18 protein-coding genes and 4 tRNA genes are annotated in these 18339 nt (G+C 36.1%); all 22 read left to right on the top strand.

Annotated features, from left to right (window positions below; genetic code table 11):
- Positions 1-112: 112 nt before the first annotated feature.
- Complete coding sequence (gene ychF / locus MRBLBA3_RS19990; RefSeq protein WP_000524674.1) at positions 113-1213, top strand: redox-regulated ATPase YchF; 1101 nt, start codon at positions 113-115, stop codon at positions 1211-1213.
- 191 nt (positions 1214-1404) lie between these two features.
- Entirely contained in the window at positions 1405-1695 is a 291-nt protein-coding gene (rpsF, locus tag MRBLBA3_RS19985; protein WP_001233782.1) for a 30S ribosomal protein S6, read from the top strand.
- Positions 1696-1721: 26 nt separating this feature from the next.
- The gene (gene ssb, locus MRBLBA3_RS19980) at positions 1722-2243 is read left to right on the top strand and encodes a single-stranded DNA-binding protein (protein ID WP_000981963.1); all 522 of its coding nucleotides are present in this window, start codon (positions 1722-1724) and stop codon (positions 2241-2243) included.
- Between the two features lie 44 nt (positions 2244-2287).
- A complete protein-coding gene (rpsR, locus tag MRBLBA3_RS19975; protein ID WP_000918874.1) occupies positions 2288-2521 on the top strand; it encodes a 30S ribosomal protein S18 in 234 nt (77 codons plus the stop codon).
- A gap of 79 nt (positions 2522-2600) precedes the next feature.
- Positions 2601-3533: a YybS family protein gene (locus MRBLBA3_RS19970; protein ID WP_363383202.1), complete on the top strand. Its 933-nt coding sequence runs from the start codon at positions 2601-2603 to the stop codon at positions 3531-3533.
- A gap of 101 nt (positions 3534-3634) precedes the next feature.
- The gene (locus MRBLBA3_RS19965; protein WP_001113913.1) at positions 3635-5608 is read left to right on the top strand and encodes a DHH family phosphoesterase; all 1974 of its coding nucleotides are present in this window, start codon (positions 3635-3637) and stop codon (positions 5606-5608) included.
- Complete coding sequence (gene rplI / locus MRBLBA3_RS19960) at positions 5605-6051, top strand: 50S ribosomal protein L9 (protein WP_000864226.1); 447 nt, start codon at positions 5605-5607, stop codon at positions 6049-6051. Before MRBLBA3_RS19965 ends, rplI begins: the two co-directional genes overlap by 4 nt.
- 27 nt (positions 6052-6078) lie before the next feature.
- Positions 6079-7428 carry a replicative DNA helicase gene (gene dnaB / locus MRBLBA3_RS19955; RefSeq protein ID WP_001286241.1) on the top strand — a complete coding sequence of 450 codons (1350 nt, stop codon included), beginning with the start codon at positions 6079-6081 and terminating at the stop codon, positions 7426-7428.
- Between the two features lie 215 nt (positions 7429-7643).
- Positions 7644-8933 carry an adenylosuccinate synthase gene (locus MRBLBA3_RS19950; RefSeq protein ID WP_000100227.1) on the top strand — a complete coding sequence of 430 codons (1290 nt, stop codon included), beginning with the start codon at positions 7644-7646 and terminating at the stop codon, positions 8931-8933.
- 154 nt (positions 8934-9087) lie between these two features.
- Positions 9088-9163, top strand: a tRNA-Lys gene (locus MRBLBA3_RS19945).
- Between the two features lie 13 nt (positions 9164-9176).
- Positions 9177-9248: transfer RNA gene (locus tag MRBLBA3_RS19940), tRNA-Glu, on the top strand.
- A gap of 21 nt (positions 9249-9269) precedes the next feature.
- Positions 9270-9345: transfer RNA gene (locus MRBLBA3_RS19935), tRNA-Asp, on the top strand.
- A 41-nt stretch (positions 9346-9386) separates the two neighbouring features.
- Positions 9387-9459, top strand: a tRNA-Phe gene (locus MRBLBA3_RS19930).
- Positions 9460-9742: 283 nt separating this feature from the next.
- Positions 9743-10450, top strand: a complete 708-nt coding sequence (gene walR / locus MRBLBA3_RS19925) for a cell wall metabolism DNA-binding response regulator WalR (protein WP_000971867.1) — start codon at positions 9743-9745, stop codon at positions 10448-10450.
- Positions 10451-10453: 3 nt separating this feature from the next.
- Positions 10454-12289, top strand: a complete 1836-nt coding sequence (walK, locus tag MRBLBA3_RS19920) for a cell wall metabolism sensor histidine kinase WalK (RefSeq protein ID WP_363383164.1) — start codon at positions 10454-10456, stop codon at positions 12287-12289.
- Positions 12286-13629, top strand: coding sequence for a YycH family regulatory protein (locus tag MRBLBA3_RS19915; protein ID WP_363383161.1), 1344 nt, complete (start codon positions 12286-12288; stop codon positions 13627-13629). The genes walK and MRBLBA3_RS19915 overlap by 4 nt, the downstream gene beginning before the upstream one ends.
- The gene (locus MRBLBA3_RS19910; RefSeq protein WP_363383158.1) at positions 13610-14446 is read left to right on the top strand and encodes a two-component system regulatory protein YycI; all 837 of its coding nucleotides are present in this window, start codon (positions 13610-13612) and stop codon (positions 14444-14446) included. Before MRBLBA3_RS19915 ends, MRBLBA3_RS19910 begins: the two co-directional genes overlap by 20 nt.
- Positions 14430-15224: an MBL fold metallo-hydrolase gene (locus MRBLBA3_RS19905; protein ID WP_002191365.1), complete on the top strand. Its 795-nt coding sequence runs from the start codon at positions 14430-14432 to the stop codon at positions 15222-15224. Before MRBLBA3_RS19910 ends, MRBLBA3_RS19905 begins: the two co-directional genes overlap by 17 nt.
- Before the next feature lie 63 nt (positions 15225-15287).
- Positions 15288-16475 (top strand): S1C family serine protease, encoded by a 1188-nt coding sequence (locus MRBLBA3_RS19900; protein ID WP_363383154.1) that lies wholly within the window; start codon positions 15288-15290, stop codon positions 16473-16475.
- Between the two features lie 53 nt (positions 16476-16528).
- A complete protein-coding gene (locus MRBLBA3_RS19895; RefSeq protein WP_001052825.1) occupies positions 16529-16714 on the top strand; it encodes a CxxH/CxxC protein in 186 nt (61 codons plus the stop codon).
- Positions 16715-16773: 59 nt separating this feature from the next.
- Complete coding sequence (gene rlmH / locus MRBLBA3_RS19890) at positions 16774-17253, top strand: 23S rRNA (pseudouridine(1915)-N(3))-methyltransferase RlmH (protein WP_002123590.1); 480 nt, start codon at positions 16774-16776, stop codon at positions 17251-17253.
- 180 nt (positions 17254-17433) lie between these two features.
- On the top strand, positions 17434-18312 hold the full coding sequence (locus MRBLBA3_RS19885) for a radical SAM/SPASM domain-containing protein (RefSeq protein ID WP_363383151.1): 879 nt from the start codon (positions 17434-17436) through the stop codon (positions 18310-18312).
- Positions 18313-18339 lie beyond the last annotated feature (27 nt).

Genomic DNA, 18339 nt, shown 5'->3' with positions numbered 1-18339 from the left:
GAAAGTAACAGTTGCAGTGGGTAACTGTTACTTTTTTTCGTTTGGAGGAAACTTGTCATTTTTTTCGTTACTATCTATAATGATGAAAGATTGAGACATAGGAGTGAAAAATATGGGATTAACGGCTGGGATTGTTGGATTACCTAACGTAGGAAAGTCCACTTTATTTAATGCAATTACACAAGCAGGAGCAGAATCTGCGAACTATCCATTCTGTACAATTGACCCAAACGTAGGGATCGTAGAAGTACCAGATGAGCGTTTAAATAAATTAACGGAATTAGTAGAACCGAAAAAAACTGTTCCGACTGTATTCGAATTTACTGATATTGCAGGTATCGTAAAAGGTGCAAGTAAAGGTGAAGGATTAGGAAATAAATTCTTATCTCACATTCGCCAAGTAGATGCAATTTGCCAAGTTGTTCGTTGTTTTGAAGATGAAAATATTACACACGTTTCAGGGAAAGTAGATCCAATTGATGATATTGAAACAATCAACTTAGAACTAATCTTAGCGGATTTAGAATCAGTTGATAAACGTATCGAGCGTGTTGCGAAATTAGCAAGACAAAAAGATAAAGAAGCAGTATATGAGCAGGAAATTTTAGTGCGTTTAAAAGAAGCTTTCGAAGAGGGAAAACCAGCTCGTACTGTTGAATTTACAGAAGAGCAAATGAAGATTGTTAAAGGCCTTCATTTACTTACAACGAAAGAAATGCTATACGTAGCAAACGTAAGTGAAGATGATATTATGGATCCTTCTGAAAATAAATATGTACAAATGGTAAAAGAATTTGCTGCAAATGAAAATTCTCAAGTTATCGTTGTATGTGCAAAAATCGAAGAAGAAATCTCTGAGTTAGACGAAGAAGAGAAAAAAGTATTCCTGGAAGAATTAGGTATTGAAGAATCTGGTTTAGATCAGTTAATTCGTGCTGCATATGATTTATTAGGACTTGCTACTTACTTCACAGCTGGTGTGCAAGAAGTGCGTGCATGGACGTTTAAACAAGGTATGAAAGCACCACAATGTGCTGGCGTAATTCATACAGACTTTGAGCGTGGATTTATTCGCGCAGAAACAGTTTCTTATGATGATTTAATGACAAACGGTTCTATGACAGCTGCAAAAGAAGCTGGAAAAGTACGTTTAGAAGGAAAAGAGTATATCGTAAAAGACGGAGATGTTATGCACTTCCGCTTTAACGTTTAATTTAATATTTCCTAGGAAAAATAAAGATATGAACTTGGCAAATATATTATGTGTTTGCCAAGTTTTTTACGTATTGGTGAGTTGATTCATATAACTTACTATGATATAATCTAAACTCGTGAGTAATTACTATAAATTAATTGCTCCTTGCCCATTATGGGCCGTTTAGACCAAAAGGAGGTGAAAGTGTAATGAGAAAGTACGAAATTATGTACATCATTCGTCCTGGCGTTGAAGAAGAAGCTCAAAAAGCTTTAGTTGAACGTTTTGCAGGTGTTTTAACAAACAATGGTGCAGAAATCATTAACACGAAAGAGTGGGGTAAGCGTCGTTTAGCTTACGAAATCAACGACTTACGTGAAGGTTTCTACATGATCTTAAACGTGAACTCTAACTCAGAGGCGATTAATGAATTCGACCGTTTAGCTAAGATCAACGAAGATATCCTTCGTCATATCGTTGTTAAAGAAGAAGAAAAATAATTGATATATAAGGGAGAGTGGTTCGATTGATGAATCGTGTTATCCTCGTTGGTCGTTTAACTAAGGACCCTGACTTACGTTACACGCCCAATGGTGTTGCAGTAGCTACTTTTACGTTAGCTGTGAATCGCGCATTTGCGAATCAACAAGGTGAGCGTGAAGCTGACTTTATTAATTGTGTAATATGGCGTAAACAAGCAGAAAACGTGGCAAATTATTTGAAAAAAGGTAGCTTAGCAGGCGTAGACGGACGTCTTCAAACTCGTAATTACGATGGACAAGATGGTAAACGTGTATATGTAACAGAAGTTCTTGCGGAGAGCGTACAATTTTTAGAGCCGCGTAATGGCGGTGGGGAGCAACGTGGTTCATTCAATCAGCAACCATCAGGAGCTGGTTTCGGTAACCAAAGCTCTAACCCATTTGGTCAATCTAGTAATTCAGGTAACCAAGGTAATCAAGGTAACTCTGGATTTACGAAGAATGACGATCCATTTTCGAATGTTGGTCAACCGATTGACATTTCGGACGACGATTTACCATTTTAATGGTATGAATCGGCTATTTTTAACAAAGAATGGAGGGAATAGACATGGCAGGACGCAAAGGTGGACGTGCGAAGCGTCGTAAGGTGTGTTTCTTCACATCTAACGGCATCACTCGCATTGACTATAAAGATGTTGATTTATTAAAACGTTTCGTTTCTGAGCGTGGTAAAATTTTACCTCGTCGTGTAACAGGAACAAGCGCAAAATACCAACGCAAACTTACAGTTGCAATTAAACGTGCTCGTCAAATGGCACTTTTACCATATGTTGGTGAATAATAGCGTATGAAATGCACAGTAGAGTCGGACTCTACTGTGCATTTTGCTATGCTTTTCTTTTTGAAAGAGAGGTTAGATGATGAAAAGTACGAAATTTATTACTGAGGGTGCAGCGTTATTAGCAATATATTCAATTTTATTGCTTATATCTATGTATGTTCCGATTTTAGGCACAGTTGCAATATTTGCGTTGCCGTTGCCATTTATATTATTAACAGTAAGACATAAACTATCTAATGTGCTCGTAATTTTTGTAGCGGCGCTTTTTGTTACAGTTATCGTGAGTCAACCGATTAGTCTCATAAAGACAGTGATGTTTGGGTTAATAGGTGTTGTATTAGGATATATGTATAAAAAAGGGAAAAAACCAGTGGAGATATTGATAGCTGGAACACTTGTATATTTAATTGGTCTGATGCTCATTTATGTGGGAAGTATAAAGTTTTTTAACATAGATTTAATGAAGCAAATGCAAAATATGTTTAGTGAAAGCATGGCGCAAAGTGAAAAAATAGCAAATGCGGCTGGTATGCCAGTTAGTAAAGAACAAAAAGAGTTATTTGCACAAATGAATGATATATTACAAACCTTATTTCCAAGTATACTTGTGCTAGTTGCTGTATGTTTTTCTTGGATTACAGTGATAATATCAGGTAGTGTTTTGAGAAAGTTAAAGTACGACGCGGCACCTTGGCCGAAATTTAAAGATATACAATTGCCAAAGAGTATTGTCTGGTATTACGTCATATTTATTTTGTTATCAACTTTCATGAAAGTTGAACCAACATCATATTTACATATGGTATTTTCTAACCTATATGTAATCTTTGCTTTGCTGCTTGTATTGCAAGGGTTAACGTTTATCACCTTTTTAGCACACAAAAAAGGTTTTACAAAAGGCGTTCCTATTATTAGTTTTATTGTATGTATGTTTATTCCAATGCTGTTTCCTCTTGTGACAATCTTAGGTATAATTGATTTAGGGATTTCATTGCGTTCTAAAATGCAATGAAAAACAAAGGGATAAAATAGCATTTTTATGCTATTTTAAGGTGTTTAATCTGTTTAACTAACTAGAAATTTAGTTGGTTTTACGTTATAGGAGTTGTATACATGCCTGAATTTTATAAGAAACAGTGGTTTTTATATCCTGTTTACGTATTGGCATTTTTTGTGTTGGTGCTAATCTCGATCCTTTGTTATTTTCACTTAATTATGGGGATAGCCGCCTTTTTTATTTTTAGCATCGTTTTCCTTTTAGTTATACGATTTGAACTTACTTTTCAAAGGAACTTTGAAAAATATACGACAGATATGATTACTAGGGTAAAAAAGGTGAGTAACGAAGCATTCAATCAGATGCCAATTGGTATATTGTTATACAATAAGGATTATGGGATTGATTGGGCAAATCCTTACTTGTCTTCATGTTTGGGACAACACGCATTAGCTGGGTGGCATCTGTACGATGTATCAGAAACATTACTCCTTTTTATTAAAGGAGAGACTTCTGATGATATAGTATCATTAAATAATCGGAAGTTTCGTGTGTTTGTAAGGAAAGAAGAAAAACTAATTTATTTTTTTGATGTAACTGAGCAAACAGAGATTGAAAAAATGTATGAGGATCAGCGTACGGTTTTAGCTGTTATTTATTTAGATAATTATGATGAAGTTACACAAGGATTAGATGATCAATTACGTACGAATATAACAAGCCTTGTCACGTCGCGTCTAAATGAATGGGCTGTTAAGTATGGTGCATATTTGAAACGTGCATCTTCAGAAAGATTCTTCGTTGTACTAAACGAAAGTATTTTAGCACAAATGGAGAAAGGGAAATTTAGTATTTTGGATCAAGTGCGTGAAGAAACATCCAAAAGGAATATACCACTTACATTAAGTGTTGGTGTTGGCTCAGGTGATTTACCTTTATCGGAGCTTGGAGCGATGGCTCAATCTGGTTTAGACCTTGCGTTAGGACGAGGAGGAGACCAAGTAGCTATTAAACAAGCAACGGGTAAAGTTAAGTTTTACGGCGGTAAGACGAATCCGGTCGAAAAGCGTACTCGTGTACGTGCTAGAGTTATTTCGCATGCGTTAAAGGATTTAGTATTAGAAAGCAGTAATGTCATTATAATGGGGCATAGAGCTCCTGATATGGATGCGATTGGTGCAGCGATTGGTATTTTAAAGGTAGCTCAATTAAATGAGCGCAAAGGATATATTGTATTAGACGAAAATGATTCGGATAAAGGAATCAAACGTTTGATGGATAAAGTGAAACAAAATGAAGAGTTATGGTCACACTTTATTACACCAGGGCAAGCGATGGAATTTGCAAATGATGATTCATTACTTGTTGTTGTTGACACGCATAAACCTTCGATGGTGATGGAGGAAAAACTGTTACATAAGATTGAAAATGTAGTGGTTATTGACCATCATCGCCGCGGGGAAGATTTCATTGAAGATCCATTGCTTGTTTATATGGAACCGTATGCTTCTTCAACAGCAGAGCTTGTTACAGAATTACTTGAGTATCAACCGAAAAATTTAAAGATGACAATGTTAGAAGCAACGGCATTGTTAGCTGGTATTATTGTTGATACGAAAAGTTTTACATTCCGTACAGGCGCTCGCACATTTGATGCAGCTTCTTATTTACGCTCGCATGGTGCAGACACTGTACTTGTACAAGAACTTTTAAAAGAAGACATGAATCAGTATTTACGAGTTGCAAAAGCCATTAAAAATGCGTACATTTATAAAAATGGAATTGCGATTGCTAAAGTTGATAGTGATGATTATTATGATCAGGTGCTTATTGCGCAATCAGCGGATACGTTATTGACAATGACAGGTATCATTGCATCATTTGTTATTGCGAAACGTGGAGAGAATTTCATTGGAATTAGCGGTAGGTCTTTAGGTGAATTGAATGTACAGCTAATCATGGAGAATTTAGGAGGTGGCGGGCATTTGACAAATGCAGCCACACAAATGAAAAATGTTACAGTAGATGAAGCTGAGGAGAAGCTTCAATTTGTTATTGATGACTATTTACAGGGAGGCACACAATCATGAAAGTAATTTTTCTAAAAGACGTAAAAGGTAAAGGGAAAAAAGGAGAAATAAAAAACGTACCAGACGGTTATGCAAATAATTTCTTATTAAAACAAGGATTAGCTGCGGAAGCAACAAACAGCAGTATGAAAACTTTAGAAGCTCAAAAACGTAAAGAAGAAAAAGATGCAGCAGCAGAAGTTGAGAATGCAAAAGAACTGAAAGAAACATTAGAGAAATTAACTGTAGAAGTAAAGGCGAAATCTGGAGAAGGTGGCCGTTTATTTGGTTCTATCACAAGCAAACAAATTGTAGATGTAATGCAAAAATCACACAAGATTAAACTTGATAAGCGCAAATTTGAAATGGACGATGCAATCCGTGCATTAGGTTATACAAATGTCACTGTGAAATTACATCCGCAAGTAACAGCAACAGTAAAAGTTCATGTTAGTGAACAATAAAAATAAATTAAGCAAGGAGGATTGCGCATGAGTGATGTAATGGCTGATCGTACCCCTCCGCATAATATAGAAGCTGAGCAGGCTGTTTTAGGTGCCATATTGATTGATCAAGATGCGTTAACTTCAGCATCGGAGTTATTGGTACCTGACTCATTCTATCGAACGAAACATCAAAAGATTTTTGAAGTCATGCTTGGGTTGTCTGATAAGGGAGAACCAATTGACTTAGTAATAATGACATCAGCGATGGCTGATCAAGGATTACTAGAAGAAGTTGGTGGGGTTTCTTACCTAGCAGAGTTAGCAGAAGTTGTTCCAACAGCTGCTAACGTAGAATATTATGCACGCATCATCGCTGAAAAGGCGCTTTTACGTCGTTTAATTCGAACGGCGACTCATATTGTATCGGATGGATACGAGAGAGAAGATGATGTGGACGGCCTTTTAAATGAGGCCGAGAAAAAAATATTAGAAGTATCGCATCAAACGAATGCAAAAGCATTCCAAAACATTAAAGATGTTCTTGTAGATGCTTATGATAAAATCGAACTTTTGCATAATCAAAAAGGTGAAGTTACGGGAATACCAACTGGATTTACTGAATTAGATAAGATGACCGCAGGTTTCCAGCGAAATGATTTAATCATCGTGGCGGCGCGTCCATCGGTAGGAAAAACTGCATTTTCATTAAATATCGCACAAAACGTAGCGACAAAAACGGATGAAAATGTAGCGATCTTCAGTCTAGAGATGGGCTCTGATCAGCTTGTTATGCGTATGCTTTGTGCAGAAGGAAATATTGATGCACAAAGACTTCGTACCGGTTCATTAACTTCTGATGATTGGGCAAAATTAACAATGGCGATGGGTAGCCTTTCTAATGCTGGTATATATATTGATGATACACCAGGGATTAAGGTAAATGAGATTCGAGCAAAATGTCGTAGATTAAAGCAGGAACAAGGTCTTGGGATGGTATTAATTGACTATTTACAGCTTATTCAGGGAAGTGGGAAGTCGGGCGAGAACCGTCAGCAGGAAGTATCTGAGATTTCGCGTACATTAAAAGGGATTGCGCGTGAATTACAAGTTCCTGTTATTGCCCTTTCACAGTTATCCCGTGGCGTTGAATCTCGTCAAGATAAACGCCCTATGATGTCTGATATTCGTGAATCGGGGAGTATTGAGCAGGATGCTGATATTGTAGCATTCTTGTATCGTGAAGATTACTATGACCGTGAAACGGAAAATAAAAATACGATTGAAATTATTATTGCAAAGCAGCGTAATGGTCCCGTAGGTTCAGTAGAGCTTGCATTTGTTAAGGAATTTAATAAATTCGTCAACTTAGAACGACGCTTTGAAGATGGGGCATAAAGGCAGTATAAAAAAGAAACACATTTCTTATAATAAGATGTGTTTCTTTTTTTATATAGGAAAGATAAGGCTTTCATAATGTGAAAATATAATTCTTACGAACGAAAATGAATTTTATTAAAAAAATGTTCGCTTTTTGGTTGACTTCTTTTTCGGTTTTGGTACAATTATATTGTTTGAATAGATCGTTTGAAAATCGCGGAGGTGCTTTAATAATGTCTTCAGTAGTAGTTGTAGGAACACAATGGGGCGACGAAGGAAAAGGTAAAATCACTGATTTTCTTTCTGAGCATGCGGAAGTAGTTGCAAGATATCAAGGTGGAAATAACGCGGGACATACAATTGTTTTCGGCGGAGTTAAATATAAATTACACTTAATTCCATCTGGTATTTTCTATAAAGAGAAAATTTGTGTAATCGGAAACGGCTTAGTAGTCGATCCGAAAGCATTACTTGAAGAGTTAAAATACTTACACGATCGTGGTGTAAGTACTGATAATTTACGTGTAAGTAACCGTGCGCACGTTATTTTACCTTATCACTTAAAACAAGATGAGTTAGAAGAAGCTAGTAAAGGTGATAACAAAATCGGTACAACGAAAAAAGGTATCGGTCCTGCATATATGGATAAAGCTGCTCGTATCGGTATCCGTATGGCTGATCTTTTAGACCGTGAAGCATTTAAAGAGAAGCTTGAGCGCAATTTAGTAGAAAAAAATCGTTTGTTTGAAAAAATGTACGATACAGAAGGTTTCAGCGTAGAAGAAATCTTTGAAGAGTACTTCGAATACGGACAACAAATCGCACAATATGTATGCGACACATCTGTTGTATTAAATGATGCGCTAGATAACAATCACCGTGTATTATTTGAAGGTGCACAAGGTGTTATGCTTGATATTGACCACGGTACGTACCCATTCGTTACATCTTCTAACCCGATTGCTGGTGGTGTAACAGTTGGAACTGGAGTTGGTCCTGCGAAAGTTACTCGCGTTGTAGGTGTATGTAAAGCATATACAAGTCGTGTAGGTGATGGGCCATTCCCTACTGAGCTTCATGATGAAATTGGTCACCAAATTCGTGAAGTTGGTCGTGAGTATGGAACGACAACTGGTCGTCCACGCCGCGTAGGTTGGTTCGATAGCGTTGTTGTAAGACATGCACGTCGTGTTAGTGGTTTAACAGATTTATCATTAAATTCTATCGACGTTCTAACAGGTATTCCAACTCTTAAAATATGTGTTGCTTACAAATACAATGGCGAAGTTATCGATGAAGTTCCAGCAAACTTAAACATCTTAGCGAAATGTGAGCCTGTATATGAAGAGCTTCCAGGTTGGGAAGAAGATATTACTGGTGTAAAATCATTAGATGAACTTCCTGAAAATGCAAGAAAATACGTAGAGCGTGTTTCTGAATTAACAGGAATCCAATTATCTATGTTCTCAGTTGGACCAGATCGTAATCAAACAAATATCGTTCGTAATGTATACGAAGCTTAATTGATATAAGAAATTGATTTTTGTAAGAAAAAACTCATGCTCTCATGAGTTTTTTCTTATCTTTTATAAAAAAATAAAAAAAGGTATTGCAAAAATAAAAGATAACATGTTATGATATGTCTTGTCGTCACGAAAATATGACGTTGGTGAGTATGAGCCATTAGCTCAGTTGGTAGAGCATCTGACTTTTAATCAGAGGGTCGAAGGTTCGAATCCTTCATGGCTCACCATTTTATTTTTCGTGGCCCGTTGGTCAAGTGGTTAAGACACCGCCCTTTCACGGCGGTAACACGGGTTCGAATCCCGTACGGGTCATGTTTTTTTATGTTCATTTTTGGTCCCGTGGTGTAGTGGTTAACATGCCTGCCTGTCACGCAGGAGATCGCCGGTTCGACCCCGGTCGGGACCGCCACTTTTGTTTATACCACCATTAGTGGTTTTATATATAGTTTTGGCTCGGTAGCTCAGTCGGTAGAGCAGAGGACTGAAAATCCTCGTGTCGGCGGTTCGATTCCGTCCCGAGCCACTCTCAGGATATTAAGTGGGCCCACTTAATATCCTTTTTATTTTGTCCAGTTTTACAAAAGTGGGTAGTTATTTTACAATAGAATGAGGAGCCTCTAGCAGTTGAAGCTAGAGGTTTTTCTATAGATCGTATAGGATTCCGTGAAAAAGTGGATCATACATGAGTCTATGAGAATAGAGGAGAAAATACTTAAACAAAGGGTGCGGTGGTATAGGGACATACTATATAAACGTCAATGTGTTTAGGGATTATTGACCATATTTTTATAAGGAGGAAATAGACGATGATGGGAAAGAAAATTTTAGTAGTTGATGATGAAAAACCGATTGCAGATATTTTGAAGTTCAACCTAGAAAAAGAAGGTTTTGAAATTGTAATGGCGCATGATGGTGATGAGGCGATTGAAAAAGCAAATGAAGAACAGCCAGATATGGTTTTATTAGATATTATGTTACCGGGAAAAGACGGCTTAGAGGTATGTCGTGAAATACGTAAAAGCTCAGAAATGCCAATTATTATGCTTACAGCAAAAGACTCTGAAATTGATAAAGTATTAGGACTTGAGCTTGGGGCGGATGATTATGTAACGAAGCCATTTAGTACGAGGGAGTTACTTGCTCGTGTGAAAGCGAATTTACGTCGCCATCAGCAGGGTGGTGCTGCAGAGAAAGAAGAAAATACTGAAATGGTTATTGGACCAATCGTTATCAATTCGAACGCTTATAGTGTAACGAAGCGTGAAGAAAGCATTGAGCTTACACATCGTGAATTTGAATTACTACATTATTTAGCGAAGCATTTAGGTCAAGTTATGACTCGTGAACATTTATTACAAACAGTTTGGGGTTATGATTATTTTGGAGATGTACGTACGGTAGATGTAACAGTACGTCGTTTGCGCGAAAAAATTGAAGATAATCCAAGTCATCCTACTTTAATTGTAACTAGACGCGGGGTAGGGTATTACTTGCGTGACCCAGAACAGGAATAGTATATGAAGAAAGTTGGTTTTTTTCAATCTATTCATTTAAAATTTGTGCTCATATATATGCTGTTAATATTAATAGCAATGCAAGTAATTGGTGTATATTTCGTTAGGGAATTAGAAAAAAGCCTTGTAAAAGGTTTTCAAGATTCCTTAACGCAGCAAACAAATTTACTTTCTTATAACTTGAAGCAAGAGTTTGTAAAAGAACGTCCTAAAGGAGAATCAGTAGATAAAGCTATTAATGATTCGATTCAAAAATTTGCATCGGATCGTAAGAGAGATATTCAAGAAATAAGCGTAATTGATTCTACTAAAAAATTAATGGCAATTTCAGACGCGTCTAAGCAAAATAAAGTAGGACGAACGTCAGCAGACACAGCTGTACAACGGGTAATGGTACAAAAAAAACCAGAGTCAAAGGTTGAGAAAGACGTGAAAACAGGTCATCGGGTTCAAGTGATGATTACTCCTATTCTAAAAGAGCAAGAAGGAGAGGTACTTGGCGTCATTCGTATTGTTGCATCTATGGAAGATGTGTATAAACAAATGAAAGATATAAACCAAATTTTCGCGACGGGGACAGTAATTGCTTTACTAGTAACAGCTGTACTTGGGATTTTGTTGGCTCAAACAATTACAAGACCAATTTCAGATATGCGGAGACAAGCAATTGAAATGGCAAAAGGAAATTATTCGAGAAAAGTAAAAGTGCATAGCCATGATGAAATTGGACAACTAGCATTATCTTTCAATAATTTATCAAAAAAATTACAACAAGCCCGCTCTTCAACAGAGAGTGAAAGGCGCAAACTATCATCTGTTTTATCACATATGACAGATGGAGTAATTGCTACTGATCGAAAAGGTGACATCATTTTATTAAATGATCCTGCGGAAAAAATGTTAAATGTTTCGCGTGAAACGGCATTAGATCAATCTGTATTAGAAGTGTTAGGGATACAAGAAGAATTTACGCTGGATCATTTATATGAAGAACCTGATTCAGTTTTATTAGATTTTAGTACGAGGAATGAACCATATATTTTACGTGCTAGTTTCTCTGTCATTCAAAAAGAAACAGGGAAGGCAAATGGTTTAATTGCTGTATTATATGATGTAACGGAGCAGGAGCGTATAGAGCAAGAGCGTCGTGAGTTTGTTGCAAACGTATCTCATGAGCTGAGAACACCGTTAACAACAATGCGCAGTTACTTAGAAGCACTTACGGATGGTGCATGGCAAGATCCAAATATCGCACCGCAATTTTTAACGGTTACACAAGAAGAAACAGAAAGAATGATTAGACTTGTAAATGCGTTGTTACAACTATCTAAACTAGATAGTACAGAACATCGCTTAATGAAGGAATGGGTCGACTTTACTGATTTCTTTAATAACGTTATCGATCGCTTTGAAATGTCTAAAGAGCAAAATGTAAGCTTCAAACGATCTTTCTCTAAAAAATCTCGATTTATTGATATGGATACAGACAAAATTACACAAGTGTTATATAACATTATTTCCAATGCATTAAAATATTCGCCAGAAGGTGGCACAGTAACATATCGCCTGCGTGACCGTGGTGAGTTATTAGAAATTAGTGTGAGTGATCAAGGAATGGGTATCCCGAAGGAAAATGTAGATAAAATATTTGAACGTTTTTACCGTGTAGATAAAGCTCGCTCAAGACAAATGGGTGGTACAGGTCTTGGATTAGCCATTGCGAAAGAAATGATTGAGGCACACGGCGGCTCAATTTGGGCGAAAAGTGAGGAAGGAAAAGGAACAACTATTTATTTCACACTGCCAATGGCAACTGATGAAGAGGACGATTGGGAATGAGTATGGAAAACTTTAAAACAATAGTTTTAATTAATTTAGTTGTTATTAGCCTATTTCTTACTTTTAACTTATGGACATATGTTCCCGATTCTACTTCGATACAAAATGCAAAATTTGTTCAAGGTAATGAAGAGATAAATCCAATAAAACTTTCGGAGGTTGTTCGCCCATCCTCTGTCATCGTTCATAAAGAGAAAAATCATTATGTGAGTGAAAACAAGAGTAATGTGGATTTAATTTATAGAATTCTTGAAAATGGAGAGTTACATGATTTAAAGGAAATAACAGGGACAGTTCCTAAAGGTGATTTTCTTTCGTATGTACATGGAGAGGAAAAAATCGAATTTGTTTTTCCTACAAACATTCCACTGGGTACGATTAAAAGTATGTTTAATTTTAAAGATAAAAACATAGAAGGTAATAGGAGTTTCAATCGTATTATAATTGATCCTTCTAGAAGTAAGGACCAAGAAATTAAAATTAGTTTTGTTTCCTATGATACTTATCCTTATCGTAAAATATATGAAGCAAAATTGAGTGGTGTTTACGTAAAGGATGTTATAAATGCTCAAAATCAACTTATAACAGTAGCGAAACCGTATTTTGAATATCAAATAAGTGATAGAAAAAAACTTTACTTACCAGATGGAATTACGGAATTAAGTGAGGTAGAGTATTTTGGATCTAGGTTAGATGAGGATACATTTAAAAATGCATTATTTAGTGATCCACGTTATTTAAGCCCTATTTCTGAGAAATCAAAGAAAACATTTACAGATGGTATACGTTCTATGGAAATTGATCAGTCAAATGCAATGTTGAAATACAAAAACTCCGCTGTACATAGTGATGAATCTATGGATAATGCAGCACTTTTACAAAAAAGTTTTGACTTTGTAAGTGGGCATAGTGGTGCGTTAAAACTCTATCGTTTTGATTATATTAATAAAGGGAAAACGTCCTTCCGTTTTTATGAGGATGGGTTGCCTGTATTTAATAGCGATGGAATGGCGGAATTAAAGCAAGCATGGGGTTCAGGTGAAATCATGCAGTATGAAAGATCCTTTTTTGATCCAAGTTTCAAATTACCTAGTAAACAACTAACAACTTCTCTTGCATCGGGTCGTACAGTGATGACATCATTAGAGAATAATCCGCAAATTGATAAAAATTCAATTCAGGATGTTGGAATTGGTTATAAGTTATCATTGGAAGATTCCATTAACGAAGGAAAAAACATTATTTTAAAGCCAATATGGTATGTAAAATGTGAAGAAAATGGTAAGCAAAAAATATTTGAATGGAGTGAGGGGGGACTAAATGGATTGGGATCGAATTAAAACCATATTTATTGTGACCTTTTTTGTTTTAGATCTCTTTCTTATCTTTCAGTTCATTCAAAAGCAAGATAGTAATCAATTGGAACTTGTGACAGAAACAAAAATTGATCAACAATTAAAAGAGTCTAAAATTACTATGGGGAGTTTTCCTAAAGAGCCGAAAAAAGAGTCGTTTATTATGGCGAAAAATAAAAGCTTTAAGGAAGAAGATGTGCAGTCTTTAAAAAATCAAACAGTGCATCTGAAAGAAGAATATAAGATAGAAAGTAAGTTGAAAGAACCATTTTTAAATGCAAAATCGTTATCAAAGGACAAGTATAATGATTTCTTAAAAAACTACGTGCTTGATGGGCAGAAATACGAGTTTGGGGCAATGAAAGATTCAAAAATTTATTTCTTTCAAAAGTATAAGGATAAGCCGATTTTCTACAACAATCATGCAATGATTGTTGTAGATTTGAATGAAAAAAATGAGCTTGTTTCGTATACACAAACAATGTTAACGGATTTGAAGGAAATGGGCGAAAGTGAAAAAACGAAAGAACAAGAAATTATCACTGCTCAAACAGCTTTAGAAAATATATATGTAAAAAATAAAATTGCAGAAAATACGCACGTGAAAGAGGCGCAGATTGGATATGCGACTCTAGCTGAATCTTCTTCTAATATACAAGTGCTTGCTCCAACGTGGAACTTAAAGACAGAGCAGAAAAAGGACTATTTTGTGAATGCAATTGAAGGACAAGTTATGGAATTAGGGGAAACTCAAGTGCCGGAAGAACATAATGGAGTGAGAAAGAATGAGTATGCACTTTAGTGTACTTGCAAGTGGAAGTACAGGGAATATGCTATATGTAGGAACAGATGAAAAAAAATTGCTCGTCGATGCAGGTTTAAGTGGTAAAGCTACAGAGGCCTTATTTAAGCAAGCTGAACTGAATATAAATGACATATCAGGTATTCTTGTAACACATGAGCATAGTGACCACATTAAAGGATTAGGTGTATTGGCGCGTAAATATGATTTACCTGTTTATGCGAACGAGAAAACATGGAATGCAATGGAACATTTAATAGGTAATATCCCAACTGATCAAAAATTCATTTTCTCAGTAGGAGACGTGAAAACATTTGGAGATATTGAAGTTGAATCATTTGGTGTTTCTCATGATGCGGCAGAACCGATGTTTTATGCTTTTCATAACAATAATAGAAAGTTAGCTCTTATTACAGATACGGGCTACGTAAGTGACCGTATGAAAGGTGTTATTAAGGGAGCGAATGCTTTTGTATTTGAAAGCAATCATGATGTGGAAATGCTTCGTATGGGACGATATCCATGGAGTATTAAACGACGCATATTAAGTGATGTAGGTCACGTTTGTAATGAGGATGCTGCATTAGCGATGGCAGATGTTATTACAGACGATACAAAACACATTTATTTAGCGCATTTAAGCTTAGATAATAACATGAAAGAATTAGCGCGTATGTCTGTATCACAAGTATTAGAAGAAAAAGGTTTTGGGGTTGGAGAATCCTTTGAAATACATGATACAGATCCAAAAATGCCTACGAAAATTCAATACGTATAATTCTTCATTTTAGTAAACAATAAAGGTGAATATAGTTGTTTTCAGGAAGATAGGTGAACAAATATGTCCTTTATTGATGAAGAAAAATATCGTATTAAACGTGCAGGGAAAAAGAAACATAAAGGTATTGTTATTTCTAGTATAGCGGGAACAATTGTAGGGGCTTCATTATTTGCATTTGGAGCGCCTTTATTTTCAAATCATGAAGGTAAGCTTCCGCAAGTTGAAGCAAGTGAAAAAAATATGGCCGAAGCTCAAAGCGGAAATGTGTCTGTTAAACAAGTTAGCTTTGTAGACGCTGTTGATCGTGCTTCGGAGGCTGTTGTTGGTGTTATTAATATTCAACGAGATGATTTTTCAGAGGCTGATTCGGAAGCTGGTACAGGCTCTGGTGTGATTTATAAGAGAACAGATGGGCATGCGTATATTGTAACGAATAACCACGTTGTTGCTGGGGCGAATCGTATTGAAGTGAGCTTAAGCGACGGTAAGAAAATTCCAGGTAAAGTATTAGGAACCGATGTAGTCACAGACTTGGCGGTACTAGAGATAGATGCGAAGCATGTGAAGAAAGTGATTGAAATTGGCGATTCTAATACCGTTCGTAGAGGAGAACCAGTTATTGCGATTGGAAATCCACTTGGGCTACAATTTTCCGGAACTGTCACACAAGGTATTATTTCGGCTAATGAGCGTATTGTTCCTGTAGATTTAGATCAAGATGGGCATTACGATTGGCAAGTAGAAGTATTGCAAACAGATGCGGCAATTAATCCAGGTAATAGTGGTGGAGCGCTTGTAAATGTATCTGGACAATTAATAGGTATTAACTCAATGAAAATTGCAGCAAAAGAAGTAGAAGGAATTGGACTAGCTATTCCAGTTACGAGAGCTGTTCCTATTATGAATGAACTAGAAAAGTACGGTAAAGTAAGAAGACCTTACGTTGGGATTGAACTAAGATCATTAAATGAGATTCCGAGTTACTATTGGTCAAAAACGTTACAATTACCAGGTAAAATAACAGAAGGAGTCTGTGTTTTAGATGTGAAAAGTCCTTCTCCAGGTACGGATGCGGGTCTTAGAGAACATGATGTTATTGTGGCGGTAGATGGAAAAGCGGTGCACGATATTATTGGGTTCCGCACGGCCTTATATAATAAAAAAATTAATGATAAAATGACTCTTACATTTTATCGTGGTACAAAAAGAGCGACAACAACGGTGAAATTAGGCATTCAAAAGTATTAAAAACAGGAGGGCCTACCTCCTGTTTTCTATTGTAGAAAAGTGAGGTGAAGAATATGAATTTACCTTGTTGTTTAGAACATGTTGAATTAGCATTAGATATCATTGTGGATGAGTGTGAAGTTGCACCGGTTATTAACAATGTGGATAACTCTGAAGAAGAGAAAAAAACATGTGAATTTTGTCAAAATGAGGCGACATATGTTGTGTCGAACACAGATTCTCACACAATATGTGGGTAACATTTGTGGATATGTGGATAAGTGCTGTGGATAACGTGTTTGTAAGGTGGGGAATAGATGTGAATATCTCGATTATTTCAATCGGAAAATTAAAAGAAAAATACTTAAAACAAGGTATAGCAGAATACTTAAAACGATTATCTTCTTACGCAAAAGTAGAAGTAATTGAATTGCCAGATGAAAAGGCACCAGAAAATTTAAGTGCAGCAGAAATGTTAATTGTAAAAGAAAAAGAAGGTATACGTATACTGGATAAAATTTCTGATGATACGCACGTTATTGCATTAGCAATAGAAGGAAAACAAAAATCATCAGAAGAATTTGCAGCAAGTATAGATCGCCTTGCTACATATGGAAAGAGCAAAATCACATTTGTAATTGGTGGGTCACTGGGGCTTAGTTCTGAAGTAATGAAGCGTTCAAATGAATCTCTTTCGTTCTCAAAGATGACACTACCACATCAATTAATGCGTTTAGTATTGCTTGAGCAAGTATATAGAGCATTTCGTATTAATCGCGGTGAACCGTATCATAAATAAATTTTTCATTTGTATATAAAGAGTAAAAAAGACCATTGGACAAAAATCACCGATGGTCTTTTAAACATTAATAGATGGTATGTAGATTTCCTAAAATAAGTATGTTTCTATTTCTAAAAAAATATGCTGTAATATGAAGAGGGAAAAAGTATAAGTAGTCATAGAAGTGAGGAATTAAAGGTGAAGAAGTTTAAGAAGTTTTACTTGGAGATTACAAGTGTATGTAATCTTGCGTGCAGCTTTTGTCCGCCGACGGAAAGGCAGAAGCAATTCATTTCTGTAGAGGATTTTGCTAAAAGATTAGACCAAATTAAACCTCACACAGACTACATTTATTTGCACGTGAAGGGTGAGCCGTTGCTCCATCCGAAAATAGATCAACTATTAGATTTAAGCCATGAAAAAGGGTTTAAAGTTAATATTACAACGAACGGAACGTTAATTAATAAGAGAAGGCATAGACTGTTAAATAAGCCTGCGTTAAGACAAATGAATTTTTCACTGCACAGTTTTGATGGACATCCAGGCTCGCAAGATAAAGAGGGCTATGTAAGAAGTATACTTTCTTTCATTAGAGAAGCAACGAGTCAATCGGATTTAATTGTTTCACTAAGATTATGGAATTTAACTCAGGATAATAAAACAAATTCTGAAATCCAGAAAAATAGGGATTTATTATCCATAATTGAAAATGAGTTTGATCTATCCTATCAAATTGAAGAGAAGCTTACACCAGGAAAAGGTATAAAAATTGCGGAACGTGTCTTTATTAATCAGGACTATGAATTCCAGTGGCCGGCATTGCATGAAGAAGAGGATGATGGAAAAGGATTCTGTCATGGTCTTCGAAATCAAGCAGGTATTTTAGCGAATGGAACGGTTATTCCTTGTTGTTTAGATGGTGAGGGAATTATTAACCTTGGGAATATTAATAGTGACTCATTTTCTAACATTATAGAAGGTGAAAGAGCAACAAACATTGTCGATGGATTTTCGAAAAGAGTTGCAGTAGAAGAACTATGTAGAAAGTGCGGATACCGCAAAAGATTTGGAAAGTAAATATAGAATAAGCCCTCATAAAGCGAG

The organism is Bacillus sp. LBA3-1-1.1, assembly GCF_040676495.1.
Lineage (GTDB): Bacteria > Bacillota > Bacilli > Bacillales > Bacillaceae_G > Bacillus_A > Bacillus_A nitratireducens.
This window is presented reverse-complemented; position numbering and strand designations above follow the sequence as displayed.